The sequence below is a fragment of the Streptomyces sp. NPDC005494 genome, assembly GCF_042872025.1.
Classification (GTDB): Bacteria; Actinomycetota; Actinomycetes; order Streptomycetales; family Streptomycetaceae; genus Streptomyces.
On record NZ_JBIAJR010000007.1, the window covers coordinates 188,893 to 204,963 of the forward strand.

At 71.7% G+C, this 16,071-nt stretch carries 11 protein-coding genes; 6 read left to right on the plus strand and 5 right to left on the minus strand.

The features are described 5' to 3' along the window. Positions 1-204: 204 nt before the first annotated feature. From ACFYQ6_RS21520 to ACFYQ6_RS21535, 4 genes are all read right to left on the minus strand, one after another. A complete protein-coding gene (locus ACFYQ6_RS21520) occupies positions 205-1,713 on the minus strand; it encodes a DUF4246 domain-containing protein (protein WP_388764329.1) in 1,509 nt (502 codons plus the stop codon). Between the two features lie 178 nt (positions 1,714-1,891). Next, positions 1,892-2,446 (minus strand): YceI family protein, encoded by a 555-nt coding sequence (locus tag ACFYQ6_RS21525; RefSeq protein ID WP_361580550.1) that lies wholly within the window; start codon positions 2,444-2,446, stop codon positions 1,892-1,894. A gap of 172 nt (positions 2,447-2,618) precedes the next feature. After that, positions 2,619-3,359 carry an alpha/beta fold hydrolase gene (locus tag ACFYQ6_RS21530; RefSeq protein ID WP_388764331.1) on the minus strand — a complete coding sequence of 247 codons (741 nt, stop codon included), beginning with the start codon at positions 3,357-3,359 and terminating at the stop codon, positions 2,619-2,621. Positions 3,360-3,549: 190 nt separating this feature from the next. After that, positions 3,550-6,141 carry a glycoside hydrolase family 9 protein gene (locus ACFYQ6_RS21535; RefSeq protein ID WP_388764333.1) on the minus strand — a complete coding sequence of 864 codons (2,592 nt, stop codon included), beginning with the start codon at positions 6,139-6,141 and terminating at the stop codon, positions 3,550-3,552. 390 nt (positions 6,142-6,531) lie between these two features. On the opposite strand from ACFYQ6_RS21535, the gene ACFYQ6_RS21540 reads away from it, so the two are divergent. From ACFYQ6_RS21540 to ACFYQ6_RS21550, 3 genes are all read left to right on the plus strand, one after another. Continuing rightward, positions 6,532-8,760, plus strand: coding sequence for a protein kinase (locus ACFYQ6_RS21540; RefSeq protein WP_361580541.1), 2,229 nt, complete (start codon positions 6,532-6,534; stop codon positions 8,758-8,760). Next, positions 8,757-9,305: a GNAT family N-acetyltransferase gene (locus ACFYQ6_RS21545; RefSeq protein WP_361580539.1), complete on the plus strand. Its 549-nt coding sequence runs from the start codon at positions 8,757-8,759 to the stop codon at positions 9,303-9,305. Before ACFYQ6_RS21540 ends, ACFYQ6_RS21545 begins: the two co-directional genes overlap by 4 nt. A gap of 164 nt (positions 9,306-9,469) precedes the next feature. Beyond that, complete coding sequence (locus ACFYQ6_RS21550; RefSeq protein WP_388764336.1) at positions 9,470-10,981, plus strand: hypothetical protein; 1,512 nt, start codon at positions 9,470-9,472, stop codon at positions 10,979-10,981. A 210-nt stretch (positions 10,982-11,191) separates the two neighbouring features. Here the strand turns inward: ACFYQ6_RS21550 and ACFYQ6_RS21555 are convergent, their stop codons facing one another. After that, positions 11,192-11,479 carry a hypothetical protein gene (locus tag ACFYQ6_RS21555; protein WP_361580535.1) on the minus strand — a complete coding sequence of 96 codons (288 nt, stop codon included), beginning with the start codon at positions 11,477-11,479 and terminating at the stop codon, positions 11,192-11,194. A gap of 546 nt (positions 11,480-12,025) precedes the next feature. Here ACFYQ6_RS21555 and ACFYQ6_RS21560 point away from each other — a divergent pair. The 3 genes from ACFYQ6_RS21560 (at position 12,026) to ACFYQ6_RS21570 (ending at position 16,054) form a co-directional block, all read left to right on the plus strand. Beyond that, positions 12,026-12,901 (plus strand): NAD(P)-binding domain-containing protein, encoded by an 876-nt coding sequence (locus tag ACFYQ6_RS21560; RefSeq protein ID WP_361580533.1) that lies wholly within the window; start codon positions 12,026-12,028, stop codon positions 12,899-12,901. A gap of 259 nt (positions 12,902-13,160) precedes the next feature. Then, positions 13,161-14,222, plus strand: a complete 1,062-nt coding sequence (locus ACFYQ6_RS21565; protein ID WP_361580531.1) for a MoxR family ATPase — start codon at positions 13,161-13,163, stop codon at positions 14,220-14,222. Further along, complete coding sequence (locus ACFYQ6_RS21570; protein ID WP_361580529.1) at positions 14,219-16,054, plus strand: VWA-like domain-containing protein; 1,836 nt, start codon at positions 14,219-14,221, stop codon at positions 16,052-16,054. Before ACFYQ6_RS21565 ends, ACFYQ6_RS21570 begins: the two co-directional genes overlap by 4 nt. The last annotated feature ends 17 nt before the right edge of the window (positions 16,055-16,071 follow it).

Genomic DNA, 16,071 nt, shown 5'->3' on the forward strand with positions numbered 1-16,071 from the left:
ACGGCGTTCCGGGCCCGTGACGACGAGCGTGGCGTTCATGGACTCCCGGAGAGGCCGCCGTCGTTCGTACGAGCAACAGCGGCTCCCCGAGGTGCAGGGCGGCGTTTCCGCCGGCCGCGCGCAACCATGAGGAACGGGAGGCCGTTCCCGACCGACCCTGCGGCCGGCGGAAGGTGGCCGGTGCGTGCGCAGGACGCAGCAGGGTCAGTGCTCGCAGAGGGAGAACGCGCGCTCGTAGAGCTGCTCGTTGTGCTCGTCCACGAAGAACTTGCGTTCCCGCATGAGTTGTTCGCGATAGCCCTCGGCCTGCTCACGCGTCATCGTCGAGGTCTCGGACCACGGTTGTTGCGGAGGCACATCGGATGTCGAGACGACGCGTTCCGAGGGGTCGACCAGGAAGAACGCCAGAATCTTGCGACAGCCCGGGCGGGCGGGATCCGCGAGACGGAACGAGCCGACGCGGTGCTGCAGGATGTTCGGGAACGCCAGGCAGCGGCCGGCCGGGGTCGATGCCGATCCCAGCGTCTGGTTCAGCGCGTCCTCGTCCTCCAGGCCGTAGACGTCGCGCAGACCGTTGTCGTCGTTCTGCTCGTAGTCCGGGTCGTCGAGTGCCGCCCGGAAGCTCAGCCGGCTCTCCGTGATGTTCTCGCTGTCCCAGTAGTAGATGCCGGTCGAGACGATCCGCTCGTTCAGCATCCCCTCGACGTGCCAGGAACCGCCGGGGTACTCGGGCTTCTCCGGTGTGAGCTGGATGGTGGCGAGCTTGACGATGACCTGGAGGCCGCGGCCGCGCAGATCGACCCGGGAGGATTCACCGGGCAACTCCGGCGGGGTGAAGGCGGGGGCGTCGGGGATCACGGGGCGACGGTTCTCCCACCAGTCGTCCTGCGCCTCCTCCCACGCGCTCACCGCTTCCGCGTAGGCCTGGTCGTCACCGTAGGCGGACCGGTCCGGATGCTCCGGCTCCGAGTCGTACCACCCGTAAGGATCGGCTTCGATCCGCAAGGGCCGCGGATGGCGCAGATCGGTGAGCACGTTCTCCAGCACGGGGCGCATGCGGGCGAACAAGTCCGGCAGGACCGCGGCCAGTTCACGATGGTCGTCGGGGTGGACGTTGTTGACGTACGACCGGAAGGCGACATCGCCCTCGGCACTGACGTCGACGTTCGTGGGGAGCCACTGGAACATGTCCGAGAACTCGTAGGCCGAGTAGCGGTCCGTCCGGCTCTGCCAGGCCCGCTCGGGCCCCCCGCTCACCTCTCTCACCAGGCAGAACAGCGAGGGGTGTACCAGATCCAGCACCTGGCCGCCGGATCCGGGGTGCCAGTCCTGTTCGGCTTCGGGGACCTGCTCCAGCACCTGAACCGCTTCACGCAGCCGGGACCTGAGCTTGTCGTCGATCAGCGTGTCCGACTGCCACACACCGTCGACGGCGGACACCTCGATGCCCGTCCGGGCGTCCCGCAGTGTCGCGTAATGCACGAGTTCGGCGAGCACATGACCGACCTGCGCCTCGGTGAGTCCTTGGGCGACGGCTTCCCGTGTCCATCTGGCGATGATCTCGGCGTCGTTCATCTTGTCGAACCACCCGGGCTTCGCCCGGATGTGAGCGCTGCAGCGCATCATCTGCAGTTCCCGCAGCGTTCGGGGTGGCGCGAACGCTATGGAACGGGACGCGTGAAAAGGCAGCGGGAAAGCAGACAGGTCAGACAACTCTTCTGGCCCTCCGAGTCGGTGTGCGGTGGCCGGAAGGATACGTCAGCACACCGACACCGCAGCCGCGGTCCGTCGCGAGACGGGGGGCCGGTCACCGGGGGCCTCCGGTGTGTCGGCCCACGGTGACCGGGCCCCGGGTACGGGCCATGTCCTGGGTTCGGACGAGGTCCTCCGGTCAGGCCTGTTTGATCGCGGAGATGTCGAACTCCAGCACCACCTTGTCCCCGACCAGGACTCCGCCTCCTTCGAGAGCGGCGTTCCACGTCAGGCCGTAGTCCTTGCGGCTGACCGTGATGGCACCCTCGAAGCCCACCCGCTGGTTGTCGAACGGGTCCCGGGCGGAGCCGGTGAATTCGAAGTCGATACTGATCGGCTTGGTGGTGTCCTTGATCGTCAGATCTCCGGTCAGCCGGAAGTGACTGTCGTCCAGTCGCTCCGACCTGGTGGAGGTGAAGGTGATCGTGGGGTACGTGGGCGCGTCCAGGAAGTCGTTCGTCCGCAGGTGGCCGTCGCGATCCGCGTTACCCGTATCGATGCTGTCCGCCTTGATGGAGACGGACGCGCTCGACCTGGACGGGTCGGAACCGTCCAGGAGCAAGGTGCCCTCGAATTCGTGGAACGCCCCCCGGACCTTGGTGATCATCGCGTGCCGGGCCACGAATCCGATCCGGGTGTGCGCGGGATCCAGCAGGTACGTGCCGGTCAGATCGGCGAGGGCAGGCGTGGCCATGTGGTGCTCCGTCGGATCGCTCGGAAAGGGGCTCCTCACGCTAGGCCGGGGCGCCGTCCACCGGGCGGAGGCCGCGCTTCGTTCGGCCTCCAGGGTCATTCCACTGGTCTACGGGCGACTCACCTGGCGGGCGGTACGCCCCTCGTCGTGCCCCCGCCCGCACGGGACGCGGTCAGTCGCGAGCGGGCAGCGCGGGCAGTTCCCGGGCGAAGCGGCGGACGGCGTCGGTGAAGGCATCGGGAGCATCGAAGTTCGCCAGGTGCCCGGCTCGGGGGATCAGCTCGACGCGGGTCCGCGGGTGCGCACGGGCGAAGTCCGCCTCGCCGGAGCGGAAGACGGTGTCCTTCTCGCCGTTCAGGATGAGCACGGGAGCGGTCACATGACGCATCGCGCTCGCGTCGAAGCGGCCCAGTACCTCGCCCCAGGCGGCCGGCAGGGTGTGGAAGGCGTAGCCGGCGAGGATGGTCGCCTCCACCACCTCGGGAGGATGGAGCCGGCGCAGCAACCGGTCGTTCCAGCGCGTCAGTCTGTCCGCCGGGATTCGGGGGACGAGCCCGGCGACCCACCGGTACGGCGCTGCCCAGCGGCCCCGCGTCGAGGCACTGGCTCCGGCGAGGACCAGCCCTCGCAACCGCGCCGGGTGCCGCCGGGCGAACTCCAGCGAGGCGTATCCGCCGAGGGAGTGGCCGACGACGAGAGCCGGCCCGCCGTCGAGCGAGTCCACGGCGGAAGCGATGACCTCCGTCGCCGCGTCCAGGCTCCAGGGCTGAGCGGAGCGGGCGCCGTGGCCCGGCAGTTCGACGGCGGCCACCCGGAAGTCCTCCTGGAGGGCGGCGAGCTGAGGGCTCCACTGGGCCGCGCTGAACCGTGTCCCGTGTACGAGGACGATGGGCGGTGCGCCCGCTGCCGTCATGATTCCCCCCGATCAGCATGCTCCTCGGGCCGACTCTACCGGCCGCGTGGACCTGCCGGCCCGGAGGTGAGCGTGCCAGGGACGTACGGGCCCGGGCGCGAAGGCGCACGGCGGACCGCCCGTCACGTGCCCGGGCGGGCGCCCCGTGAAGGGCCGCCGCACCCGGGCCCGTACGACACCTACGGTCGGGTCATCCCGACGCGCAGGCCCGGCCGTTCAGCTTGAACGCCCCTGGATCCGGTGCCGCCTCCGCGGCCGAGGTGTTGAAGCCGAAGTCGACCGCCGCCCCGGGGGCCAGCGTCCGGTTCCACGACAGCGGCCGGGCGCTGACCGTGCGGCCGGACTGGGTGAACTCCGCGCTCCAGGTGTGGCTCAGTCGCTGGTCGCCGGAGAGCAGCCAGGTCAGCGCCCACGGGGACACCGGCTCCGAGCCGGTGTTCTCGACCCGGACCGTCACCGTCGAGCCGCTGTTCCACGGGTGCGAGGAGTAGGTGACCTCGCACGTACGGGCCGCGCCGGACGGGCCTCCTTCGCCCGCGTCGTCCAGGTAGGAGGCGATGAAGGCCAGCGGCGCGTTCCAGTTGATGGTGATCTCGTTGGTCGACCAGGAGCCGATGTCGTCGAGGTAGCACATCGCCGGTGCGCAGCCGCTCAGCTTCTCGGCCGCCGCCGGGTCGCCGGACGCGATCGCGGTGAGGTTGGGCCCGCCGGCCACCGAACCGGGGGCCGGGTTCGGCAGTGCGGGATCGTTCTGGTGCGCCCAGAAGCGGTGGTGCTGGTTGTGGGAGTCCCGCTCGCCGTAGCCGGTGACGTACGACTGGTTGAGGGGGTTGCGGCCGAGCAGGTAGTCGGCTCCCCGCAGCACCGCGTCCTGGTAGGCGGCCTTGCCGGTCAGGTCGTGGGCCGTGGCCAGCACGATCATGTTGTTGAGGACCTGGCTGTTGGATCCCCAGACGTAGTCCTCGCCCACGGGGGCGTACGGCAGCCCGTACGCCTGGGTGCGGGACTGCGCGGCGTAGCGGTCGGCGGCCGTGGTGACGACGGAGCGGACCTCACCGAGCTGGGCCGCGGTCAGGCCGTTCGGCACGGTGGCCAGCGTGAGGACCCCGAGTCCACCGGTGGACCCCCACGAGATTCCGCCACCCGCCGGGAACACCGCGTCCGTGTCACCGTGCAGGCCGGACGAGAGCACCGCCTGGCGGTAGGTGTCCTTGCCCGTCGTGGTGAACAGCTCGGCAGCCGCCCAGTAGAACTCGTCCGAGACATCGGTGTCGCTGTAGGCGCCACCGCCGGTGCCGTCGTTCGGATCGGCGAGCACGTCCGGGTGCTGCTTCGCCGCGGCCCACGCGGTCTCGGCGGCCCGCAGGCAACGGTCCGCGAAGTCCTCGTCGAAGGGGGCGTAGAGCCGGGCGCACTGGGCCGCCGAGGCGGCGAGATTCAGCGTGGCGGCCGTCGACGGCGGGTGCAACTCGCGCTGCTGCGGGTCGAGATGAGGCTTCATCGGCAGCCCGGTCCACTCGGCGTCGTGCATCTTGTGGTGCGCCATGCCGGCCAGCGGTTCGCCGGAGGGGACCTGCATCTTGATCAGGAAGTCCATCTCCCAGCGCGCCTCGTCCAGGATGTCCGGCACTCCGTTGTCCCGTTCGGGCACCCGCAGCGCGCCGTCGCCGAGCTCCGCCGACTCGGCGTCCGGGGCGGTCAGGGTGCGCTCGTACGTGGACATCAGCTGAGCCACCGAGATACCGCCGTTGACCACGTACTTGCCGTGGTCGCCCGCGTCGTACCAGCCGCCCGACACGTCCAGCCGGTAGTCGCACACCCCGGGCTGGCAGGGGACGTCCGTGTCGCCCTTGTTGGGCGCCACACCGATGTGGCCGGCCGGGCGCGCGTACTCCTCACCGACGAGGTCCGCCTCGATGGGGGTGCCGCTGCGGTTGTGGTAGAAGTACGCCAGCGCGTCGGAGCGCAGCCCGTCGTACAGGTCACCGCCGATCGAGAACGGCTCGCTGGTCTCGCCGTCCACCTCCACGGTGTATCCGTCGCCCGCCGTGGTGAGACCGCCGAAGTCGAAGGTGTGGACCCGCTGACGTGAGCTCGGGTCCTCGCCCCGCGGAACCGTCCTGCCGGTGGCGGCCGTCGAACCGTCCTCGGCCTTCACCGCCCATGTCAGCGGTTCGTCGGCTTCGGTGACCACGGTGCCGCTCTTGGGGCCGTGGGGCAGGTAGCCGACCTGGTTGACGCGCACGGGTGAGCCGGTGTCGGGCACGTACACGGGCGGTTCGGCCCCGCCCCGCAGCGACACGTCGTCCAGGCAGAAGGTCGTCGCCCGCTCACCGCCGCCTATCTGCAGCTGCACCGACGCGGCCGGCAGGTCGACCGAGGCCGTGAAGGTACGCGTCACCTCGGTGACCTCCGTGCCCACGGGGTCGGCGGTGGCGAGCACCGTCGTGTACGGCTCGGCCGCCTGCTGGACCCGGGTCTGGACGGTCAGGGGGACGGCGGAAGTGGCCGTGTAGGACAGCTCGTAGCTCTCGCCCGCGACGATCGGGACGTCGTTCTGGCCGATGATGACGTCCCAGGCGTTCGCCGTACCCGCGGGCACCTCCGCACACAGCCGGCCGTCCGACACTGCCGCAGGCGCGTTCGCCGTCCACCACCAGGGGGCGGTGCCGGCGGCGAAGTCGCCGTTGGTGATCTGCTCGGGGCCGGGTTCGGCTTCCAGCGCACCGGCCGTCCCGGGCACCGCCAGCGCCGCCGCGAACAGTAAGGCTGCGGCGGACATCCCGAAGACGCGTTGCCCGTACCGGGGGCGGATGCGCACGGGCCGTGCGGAAAGTGGTGAGGCGTTCACCGAGAGGCCTTTCGTCGACAGAGGCAAGGAACGAGGGGAGCGAGGGACATGGGAGAGCCACGCCCCAGTGCGGATGGGAGCGCTCCCATCCGCATTGTGCGGGTAGAGCGCACGGTCCGCCAGGGTCATGACAGCCTTGAGTTACGGAAGGGTGGCGGAGGTGTGGCGGGCTCCGGCCCGCTCGGCACGAAGAGCGGCCCCGGAAGTCCCCGGTCGTCACCCGCTTTGCTCTGCCGCACCGCCCTGCGACTAGTTTGTGTGCAGGACTGGTATGCAAGCCCGTGGCGGCAGAGGTGCCCGGGGAACGGAAGGTCGGAAAGAGTGTCGCTGCGCGCAGGTGATCCAGCCGAGATCGGCGGCTATCCGCTCGAGGCGCGGCTCGGCTCGGGTGGCATGGGCACGGTCTTTCTGGCCCGTACGAGTTCGGGGCGGCCTGTCGCGGTCAAGCTGATCCACCAGCACTTCGCGGGGGACGACGAGTTCCGCATCCGCTTCCGGCAGGAGGTGGCGGCGGCGAGGCGGGTGAGTGGCGCGTTCACCGCCGCCGTGGTCGATGCCGCCCCTGAGGCGGAGCAGCCCTGGATGGCCACGGCCTACATCGAAGGGCCCACGCTCAGCCAGCGCATCGCCGCGCAGGGACCGCTGGACGGGGCGGAGTTGCGGAAGCTCGCCATCGGGCTCGCGGAGGCCCTGCGCGACATCCACCGCGTCGGGGTCGTCCACCGTGACCTGAAGCCCTCCAACGTCGTGCTCTCGCCCGAGGGACCGCGTGTCATCGACTTCGGCATCTCGCGCGCCGTGGACCAGCAGACCCTGACCATGACGGGACGGGTCATCGGCACGCCACCCTTCATGTCACCGGAGCAGCTGCAGGCGCCCCGCGGCGTCGGCCCGCGCTCCGACGTCTTCTCGCTGGGGACACTGCTGGTGTACTCGGCGACGGGCCACGGGCCGTTCGACGCGGACAGCCCCTACATGACCGCCTATCAGGTCGTGCACGAGGAACCGTCCTTGGGTGCCGTGCCGATGGCATTGCGCGAGGTCGTGGAGGCATGCCTGGACAAGGAGCCCGAGGGGCGCCCTTCGGCGGACGAGCTCCTCGTGCTGCTGCGGGACCTGCCGGCCGACCTCGGTGGGCCCGGTGCGGACCGAGCCGCCGTCCGCACCCGCGACACGGCCACCCAGCACGATCCCGCGAGGCCGGCCACCCTCGCGCCCGGCGAACCTGCCGGTGCCGAGGCGGGGAATGCGCGCACCCCCATCGGCCGTCGTCTGCGCCGCCGATGGCGTCCTGTGCTCGCGGCCGCGGTCGCGGTGGCTGCGATCGGCGGAGGAGTCACCGCGCTGCAGGCGGGTGGCTTCGGGGGTGAAAGCGGTGGCGACAAGGGTGAGAGCGTCGCGACGACGCCGGGCGCGGCGCTCCCGGACGGGTTCCGGCCGTGGCGCACGACCGTGGCAGGCGGGCGCGAGGACATCCCCGACGAACTGCGCTGCGTCACACACGGGGACGCGCTGTTCTGCGGGGGCGGAGGTGTCGTCGCGGCACGCATCAGGGCCGAGGACGGATCGCGGGTGTGGACGGCCAAGAGCCCCGGCGTCCCCGTCCAGGGCATGCACATGGTGGGCGCCACCGACGACACGGTGCTCGGTTACCGCTTCGCCGCGGAGGACGCCCCGCAGGACCCGCCCAGCGAGGTGGTGGCGCTCGACGCGGACACCGGACGGGAGCTGTGGTCCGTGCCGTCCGGCGCCCAGTCGACGGCCGTCACGGGCCGGACCCGGGACGCCGTGGTGGCCGGCTCCTCCGTCGTGACGGTCGACGCGTCCAACTCCCGCTTCGAGGCACGGGACGCGCACAGCGGCGACGTCGTCTGGACGGCGTCGTTCCCCGCGGGTACGCGATGCGCGCCCGTGCCGGTGGACGATCGGCTCGCCGCGATGTGCGCGACGGACTCGGAGATCGATGCCCTGGAGGTGGCCGGCCCCAGCCTGTACATGATCGACAGCACCTCGGGCGCCCTGGGCAGGCCCATCGCGGTCGACGGCCCCGCCGTGCCGATGGGCGTCGCCGACGGCAGGCTCGTACTCCTCCAGGAGTACAGGGAGGGACCGGCGCTCGCCGGTTACGACGGAGTGGTGCGGGTCGACCCCTCCTCGCGGAAGGTCACCTACTCCCGGCTCACCGACACCTACGCGGGGACGCCGGGCATGGCGGACGGCACCGTCTACGTGAGCGGGCAGACCGGCCTCGTCACGGCGCTCGACCCCGTCACGGGCAGGAAGAAGTGGTCGCGTCAGACGAGCGTCGAGGGCGCCTCGGGTCCCGTCGCGGGAGCGGACGCGCTGTACTTCAGTTCGGCCTCGGGCCGGGTGGTCGCGCTGTCACCGAAGGACGGCACGACCCTGTGGACCACGGACCCGCAGGCCGACGGGCTGACGGGTGAGCAGGGAGCCGGCCCGCGCGTGACCGTCGCGGGGCGTGCCCTGGTCGTGGCCGCGGCCGAGAACACGCTGTTCGCCTTCGACACACGGAAGCCGCCGACATCATGACCGGACTCGCACCCGTGGCCTGGCCACCCGCCCCGATCCGGACCGAGCGGCTCGTGCTCCGCCCGTCCGAGGCCCACGACCGCCCGGCGTTCGTCGAGCTGTTCGCGTCGCCGGAGGTGCACACCCACCTGGGCGGCCCCCGGCCGCGCGACGAGCTCGAACGCGCGATGCCCGACGTACCTGGGTGCCGTCCCGGTGTCTTCGTCATCGATGCCGGCGGAGCGATGATCGGTACCGTCTCGATCGACCGGAGCGATGCCGTGCCTCCGGGGCACGCCCCTTCCGGCGCCGGGGCGGCCGAGCTCGGTTACATGATCCTGCCGGAGGCGTGGGGACGTGGGTACGCCGCCGAGGCATGCGTGGCGGTACTCGACTGGTTCGCCCAGGAGTTCCCCGGCGAGCCGGTCGTGCTCCGCACCCGGACCGCCAACCGCCGCGCGATGCGTCTCGCGGAGCGGTTGGGGTTCACCGAGGTGGAGCGGTTCGAGGAGTACGGCGCCGAGCAGTGGTTCGGCGTGCTGGCCCCGGCCGCGCCGTCCGGCTGACCCCGCACCCGGACCGTACGGAGCGGCGGCCCGCCTGTCGGGAGGTCCGTCCCTGCCCTGTCCGGCGTTCTCACGGAGACGGGAAGCGGGCCCGGGTCGCCGGTGCCGGAGCTACGGTCGAAACATACTGGCGCTGCCGGCCGGGGCTGCGGCAGGGTGAGGGCGTGAACGCAGTGCAGGCCGGCCTCGCCGCCAACCCGTCCCTTCCGCCGGAACTCCTCGACCGGCTGACGGAAGCGGCCGACGAGGAGATCGCCTGGAAGCTCGCGCACCGCTCCGACCTCGCCGCGGCGCAGGTGTCCGCACTGGTCACGCGGTTTCCCGAGACAGCCGTCCTCCTGGCCCACGAGGGGATGCTGACCGCGGAACAGGTCGATCCGGCTCTGCTGCCGGAGGCGGCGCTGGCCCTCCTCGACACAGGTGCGGGGCCGGGGGAGTGGGCGCGGCGGTTCGCCGGGGACACGGACGTGCGGCGCCGGGTGAGGCTGGCGGCTCGCCCCGGGCTGCCGCCCGACGTGGTGGAGACACTCGTCGAGGACCCGGACGTCGAAGTCGTCGTGGAACTCGCCCTGTGGGCTCCCGCCGACGTGACGGTCCGGCTGGCCCGGCATCCGCACGCCGACGTCCGCTCCGCCGTGGCGAACAACGATGCGACGCCCGCGGAGGTCCTGGAGGCACTGCTCACCGGACAGGGACTGCCACCGGCGCTGCACTGCTCGGTCTGCGACCGGGAGCCGATCCCGTTCGTCCACCCGCCCGCATGCGCGCGTACCGACTGCGAACTGCCGCCGGGCGCGGCGTGCGACGGGTCCCATGGGTCGACGGTGTTCCGGATGCGGGAGAGGGCACTGCGGAATCCGGCCGTACCGGTGGACGCGGCCGCACGGTTCGCCGGTGATCCGGTGTGGTGGATACGCGCACATGTCGCCGAGCGGCCGGGGCTTCCCCCGGAGGTCTGCCGGCTCCTGGCCGAGGACCCGGCCCCCGGCGTCCGCTCGGCCCTCGCCGGAAACCCTTCGATCGACGAGGAGGTCATGCGTACGCTCGCAGCCGACACCGACCCCTCCGTACGCCGGGAACTCGCGCACCATCCCCACCTGCCGACGGCGTTGCTCGGCGCACTGGCGGGCCGCATCAAAGCGGGCACCGCGCTGCTCCCGTGCATCGCCCGTGCCTCGGTCCAGGACGTCGCACGGCTGGCCGCCTCCCCGGATCCGGCGATCAGGATGCTTGTCGCGGCACGCCGTGACCTCCCGGCCGGCGTACGCGACATGCTGGCGGGCGACCCCGACGCCAAAGTGCTCAAGAACATCGCCCCGCACCCCGGCCTGACCGGGACCCAGCTGCGCACACTGGTGGAACAGCACGGTGAGCGGGTCACGGCCCAGGTGGCAGCCAACCCCGGCGCCCCGCCCGGGCTGCTGGCGGACCTCGCCACGCGACTTCCCCGTGGCCGGAAGGCGCTGCGTGTCATCGCGCAGCATCCCGCGGCACCGGCCGGGGCACTGGAAGCCTGCCTCGGCGACCGGCGGGCCCGCGTCGTGGCCGCCCGTCACCCCCGTCTGCCCGTACGGTCGATCGTCGGGCTCCTCGCCGACGACGACCAGGAGGTGGTGGAGGCCGCTGCGGCCAACCCGTCACTGCCGGTGGAGGAGATGGAGAAGCGTCTGCCGTGAGACCTGCCGATCGGGCGGGTCATGATGTCCTTTCGACGGGCGGGCATGCTTGGCATGCGTACGCCTCGGATGCGTGATGTGTACGGCGCCGACGGGTCCGCCCACCGCGTTCGACGGCAGGACCCCGGCGAAGACCCCCAGACATGTGCTCCGCGGCGGGGGCGCGGGGGCGTGAGCGCGATCCCGGGTGGCCACGGGGGCGTGATCGCGCTACCCGGCCTCCACCGCGGCCGGTACCTCTGCGCGGGAGGGGCCCGGCCACGTCCAGTCGGGCCCGCCGTTCAGGGCGAGAGCCCGTTCGACCAGGCCGGGTGCTGCGAAGGCGTTCTCCGGGGTGCCCAGCATGCACGCCACCTCCGTCATGGCCCGCAGGACGTCCGGGTCGGAGAGCTTCACCCCGTCCAGGGCGTTGGTGAGGTTCCAGCCCAGGTCGTCCGTCGCAGCAGCGTCCGGCGATGGCGGCGTCGATCTCGGCCAGCCGGTGCCGGTCCCACTCACGCAGCCGCCTGTAGACGGGGGCAAGCGTCTGCTGGGCCACCTCGTCGAAGTGCAGCGCCAGTTCGACGGTGTCCGGCAGCCCGGTCCTGGCGAACGCGTCGCCGAGTGCGGCGGCGTGGACCGGGGCCGTGCACATGCAGAACGGCGGGAGCGCCCGCGGCTCCTGAGAGGGCGTCGCGGAACACGCGAGCTCCTCACGACGTCCCACGAAGGCACGTTCCCGCGCCCACCTCAGCCGCTCCGCCAGACTGCCCGAATCGCTGCTCATGGGAGGAGATCAAGAGCTCGCGGCGAAAGGCGTGGGGGAGCGCCCAGGTGTGGGACGGCCCACGGCCCGACGACCGAGGAGCCGCGAGACCCGGCGATCGCCGGAAGGCCGGCCCACGATCCGGCGCACCCGCCTGCCGGCTCTCGCGGCACCTCGCGGTGCACGAGCCCATGACTTACCCACAGGTGAGTACCTGACCAATTAGTCGGTACTGGTCAGCTCTGCCGGCTGCGGAGAGGATCGATCCGAAGGGCGAACACGAGGGAGAAGAGCCGGATATGACAACCGACAACAGCGTCCAGGTGAGTGTTCTCGGGCTGGGTGCGATGGGCAGCGCCCTCGCGGGCGCCCTGCTGAAGGCCGGTCACGCGACCACATGCTGGAACCGCTCGCCGGGGAAGGCGGACGATCTCGTCGCGCAGGGCGCCCGGGCCGCCGACACGGCCCGCGACGCGGTCCGGGCCGGCCAACTGGTGATCGTGTGCCTGCTGGACCACGCCTCGGTCCATGAGGTGCTCGACCCGCTCTCCGGCGAACTGGCCGGACGAACCCTGGTCAACGTGACGACGACGTCGCCCGCCCAGTCGAGGGAGCTGGCCGACTGGGCCGCCCGCGCGGGAGCCGCGTATCTGGACGGCGGCATCATGGCCGTACCGCACATGATCGGCCAGGCCGGGGCATCGGTCCTCTACAGCGGATCACCCGATGTCTTCGACCGGTACAAGCCGCTGTTCGACCTGTGGGGGGACAGCAGCTACTTCGGTGAGGACGCCGGGCTCGCGTCCCTGTACGACCTCGCACTGCTCGCCGGCATGTACGTCATGTTCGCGGGATTCATGCACGGTGCCGCGATGGTCGCCCCGGCCGGAGTGACGGCGGGCGAGTTCGCCGCCAGGGCCACTCCGTGGCTGACCGCCATGACCGGTGCCTTCGAGGAGTTCGCAGCGGTCATCGACGGTGGGGACTACACCGTGGAAGGTCAGCAGAGCCTCCACTTCTCCGACCTCGGTCACCTGCTGGCCGCCAGTTCCGGCCAGGGCATCAGCACCGAGGTGGTCGGTATGGTCCAGCGGCTCGTCCAGCGCCAGATCGACGCCGGGCACGGGGAGGAGGGATTCGCCCGCATCATCGAGAGCATCAAGCAGCCGGGCTAGAAGTCCGCGCGGACGGGCGTCGCGCCGCGTCCCCCGGCGACCGCGGGCGGACGGGAGGGCGGACGGGCGGACGGGCGGGGGCCGTGGACCGAGTGGTGCCGCAGTGGCGCCGGGAGGTGTCGTCGGGTGCGGGCCGACAGGACGCATGCCCACCGGTCACCGGCCCCGCGCCACGGCCGCTAATTCAGCTGCGACGGCCGGTGGAGGCCTCCCATACTGAGCGGGTTCGATCCCCCGCGTCCCGAAGGAACACCTCCGCGTGCAGGCTGCTGTCACCGTCACCCCCGCCCGGATTCCCCACCTGCTGCTCGGACTGGCCACTGTGCGGCCCGTGTTCCTCTGGGGAGCGCCCGGGATCGGCAAGTCCTCGCTCGTACGCGGCTTCGCCGAGTCGCTGGGCCTGGAGTGCGTCAGTCTCCTCGGGACGCAGCTGGCCCCGGAGGACCTGATCGGCGTACCTCAGATCCGTGACGGGCGGTCGGTGTTCTGCCCGCCGGAGAGCATCGCGCGCGACGAGCCGTACTGCCTCTTCCTCGACGAGCTGAACGCCGCCACCCCCGATGTCCAGAAGGCCTTCTACTCGCTGATCCTCGACCGGCGGATCGGATCGTACGAGCTCCCCGCCGGCTCGATCGTCATCGGGGCCGGCAACCGCGCGACGGACAACGCACTCGCGAGGCCCGTCGCCTCCGCCCTGATCAACCGCCTGACCCACGTCCACCTGCGGGCCTCCGCCGAGGACTGGTTGGTCTGGGCGGGGGAGAACGGCATCCACCCTTGGGTGACGGACTACGTCACCGACCGTCCCGACCACCTGTGGTCGCAGCCGCCCAAGACCGAGGAGCCGTTCTCCACGCCCCGTTCCTGGCACATGCTGTCCGACGCCCTGCACTCCTTCGGCCCGGACATCGACGAGGACACGCTCAAGGTCGTCGTGCACGGCACGCTGACGCCCGCGCACGCGGTCTCCTTCTGCGGCTACGCGAAGATCGTGCGCCACACCTTCGGCATCGAGGCGATCCTCAAGGGCGAGGCCTCCTGGCCCACCCGGCTCGAGGACCGCGACCTCCTGTACTACCTGGCCGAGGCGTTCCGCGGACGGCTGGTGAAGGAGCTCCCCCGGCAGAAGGAACACGTGTCCGAGTCGATGCGGCAGACCGCCTACCGGGCCAAGTCGCTGCTCGTGCGCCTCGCCGAGATCTCCGTCGAGGTCGCCCAGACCGTGATCGCGGACGACGCCGACGGGCGGCCCGTGCTGCCGGCCTGGTTCCTCGTCGAGGCGGCCCGCGACATGCCCCGTCTCGTCGAGGCGCGGCGGTGAGGACCACGGCGGGCAAGCGCGGGAAGGGCAAGGGCGGGAAGGGCAAGGGCGACCAGCCCGATCCGGCCGCCGAGGCGTTCGCGGCGGGCCTCGTGCTCCTCAACCGGAACCCGGCCTTCGGTGCGGTGACGTTCTCCGTCTGCCGGAAGACGGGATGCGCACTGACACCGGCCGGGGGACTGGCCGCGGTCACCTCCGGCGGCATCGTCCACGTGCACCCCACGAAGCGCGCGGAGCCGGCCGAATGGGCCTGGGTCCTCGCCCACTGCGTGCTGCATCTGGGCTTCGGCCATGTGCCCGCCTCCAAGGACGATCCGCGGGTACAGCCCGACCGGTACGCGCTCGCGGCCCGCTGCACGGTCGTCAACCGCTTCCTGCTCACCTTCCCGATGGGCCGTCCCCCCGACCACCTGCCGACGGCCTACCCGGCCGGTGACGAGGAGCAGCTCGCGGCCCGCTGGCGCCGCGACGGCATCCCCGCCGCCTACGAGCAGTGCGGCACGGCGGGCGGGCATCCGGACCAGATCCTCACGACCTTCGGCGCGTGGAACTCCGCCGTCCCCGACTGGGAGACCGCTTTCGCCCGCGCGCTCACCCGCAGTGTCTCCGCCGCCATGGACACGGCGGGAGGCCGCCGCGACCGGGAGACGGGGGAACGTGCTCCGCAGCAGCCGTGGGACCGTGCCCTGAACTGGTTCGTGTCCTCCTACCCGCTGCTGGGCGGACTCGCCGCGGGGCTCTCCGTGGTGGCCGACGAGGAACTGGCCCGTGCGCAGGGCATCGCGATCGCGGCGGTGAGTTCCGCCGCCGGCGAGATCTACGTCAACCCGCTGCGCCCGCTCACCGACGAACAGTGGCGCTTCGTCCTCGCGCACGAGATGCTGCACGCCGCCCTGCGCCACGGCGAACGCCGCGGTGGCCGCGACCCGTTCCTCTTCAACGTCGCCGCCGACTACGTCGTCAACGACTGGCTCGTCCAGATGCGTGTCGGCGACATGCCCGAAGGGGTGCTGTACGACCCGGAGCTGCGGGATCTGTCGGCGGAGGAGGTGTACGACCGGATCGCCGGTGACCTGCGCCGCCGGCGCAGGCTCGCGACCCTGCGGGGCAAGGGGACCGGGGACATCCTCGGCGAGCCGGTGCCGCACGCCGGTGCCCGCCCGTACACGGACCTCGACGGCTTCTACCGGCGTGGCCTGCTCCAGGGTTTCGACCTCCACCAGTACGGCGATCGAGGCCTGCTGCCCGCCGGGCTGATCCAGGAGATCCGGGCGCTGGCCCACCCGCCCGTGCCGTGGGACGCCCGGCTCGCCCGCTGGTTCGACGAGTACGTGCCGCGGCCCGAGCCCGTCCGCTCCTACGCCCGCCCCGCCCGTCGGCAGGCGTCGACCCCCGGCATCCCGCGGGCGGGCAGGTACTTCCCGCCCGAGGAGACGGCCCGCTGTACGTTCGGAGTCGTACTCGACACCTCCGGCTCGATGAACAGCACCCTGCTCGGCAAGGCCCTCGGGGCGATCGCCTCGTACGCGGAGGCACGCGACGTACCGGCGGTGCGGGTGGTGTTCTGCGACGCCGCGCCCTACGACGCGGGGTACCTGCACCCGGCCGAGATCGCGGGCCGGGTACGGGTGCGCGGCCGAGGCGGTACCGAACTGCAGCCGGGAATCGACCTGTTGCACAGGGCCGACGACTTCCCCCCGGCGGCCCCGGTGCTCGTCATCACCGACGGCCGGTGCGACACGCTGCGGATCCGGCGCGAGCACGCCTTCCTGATCCCGCAGGGCGCCGGACTGCCGTTCACCCCACGGGGCCCGGTGTTCCGGTTGAGCTGAGGTCGCGGTGTTCACGG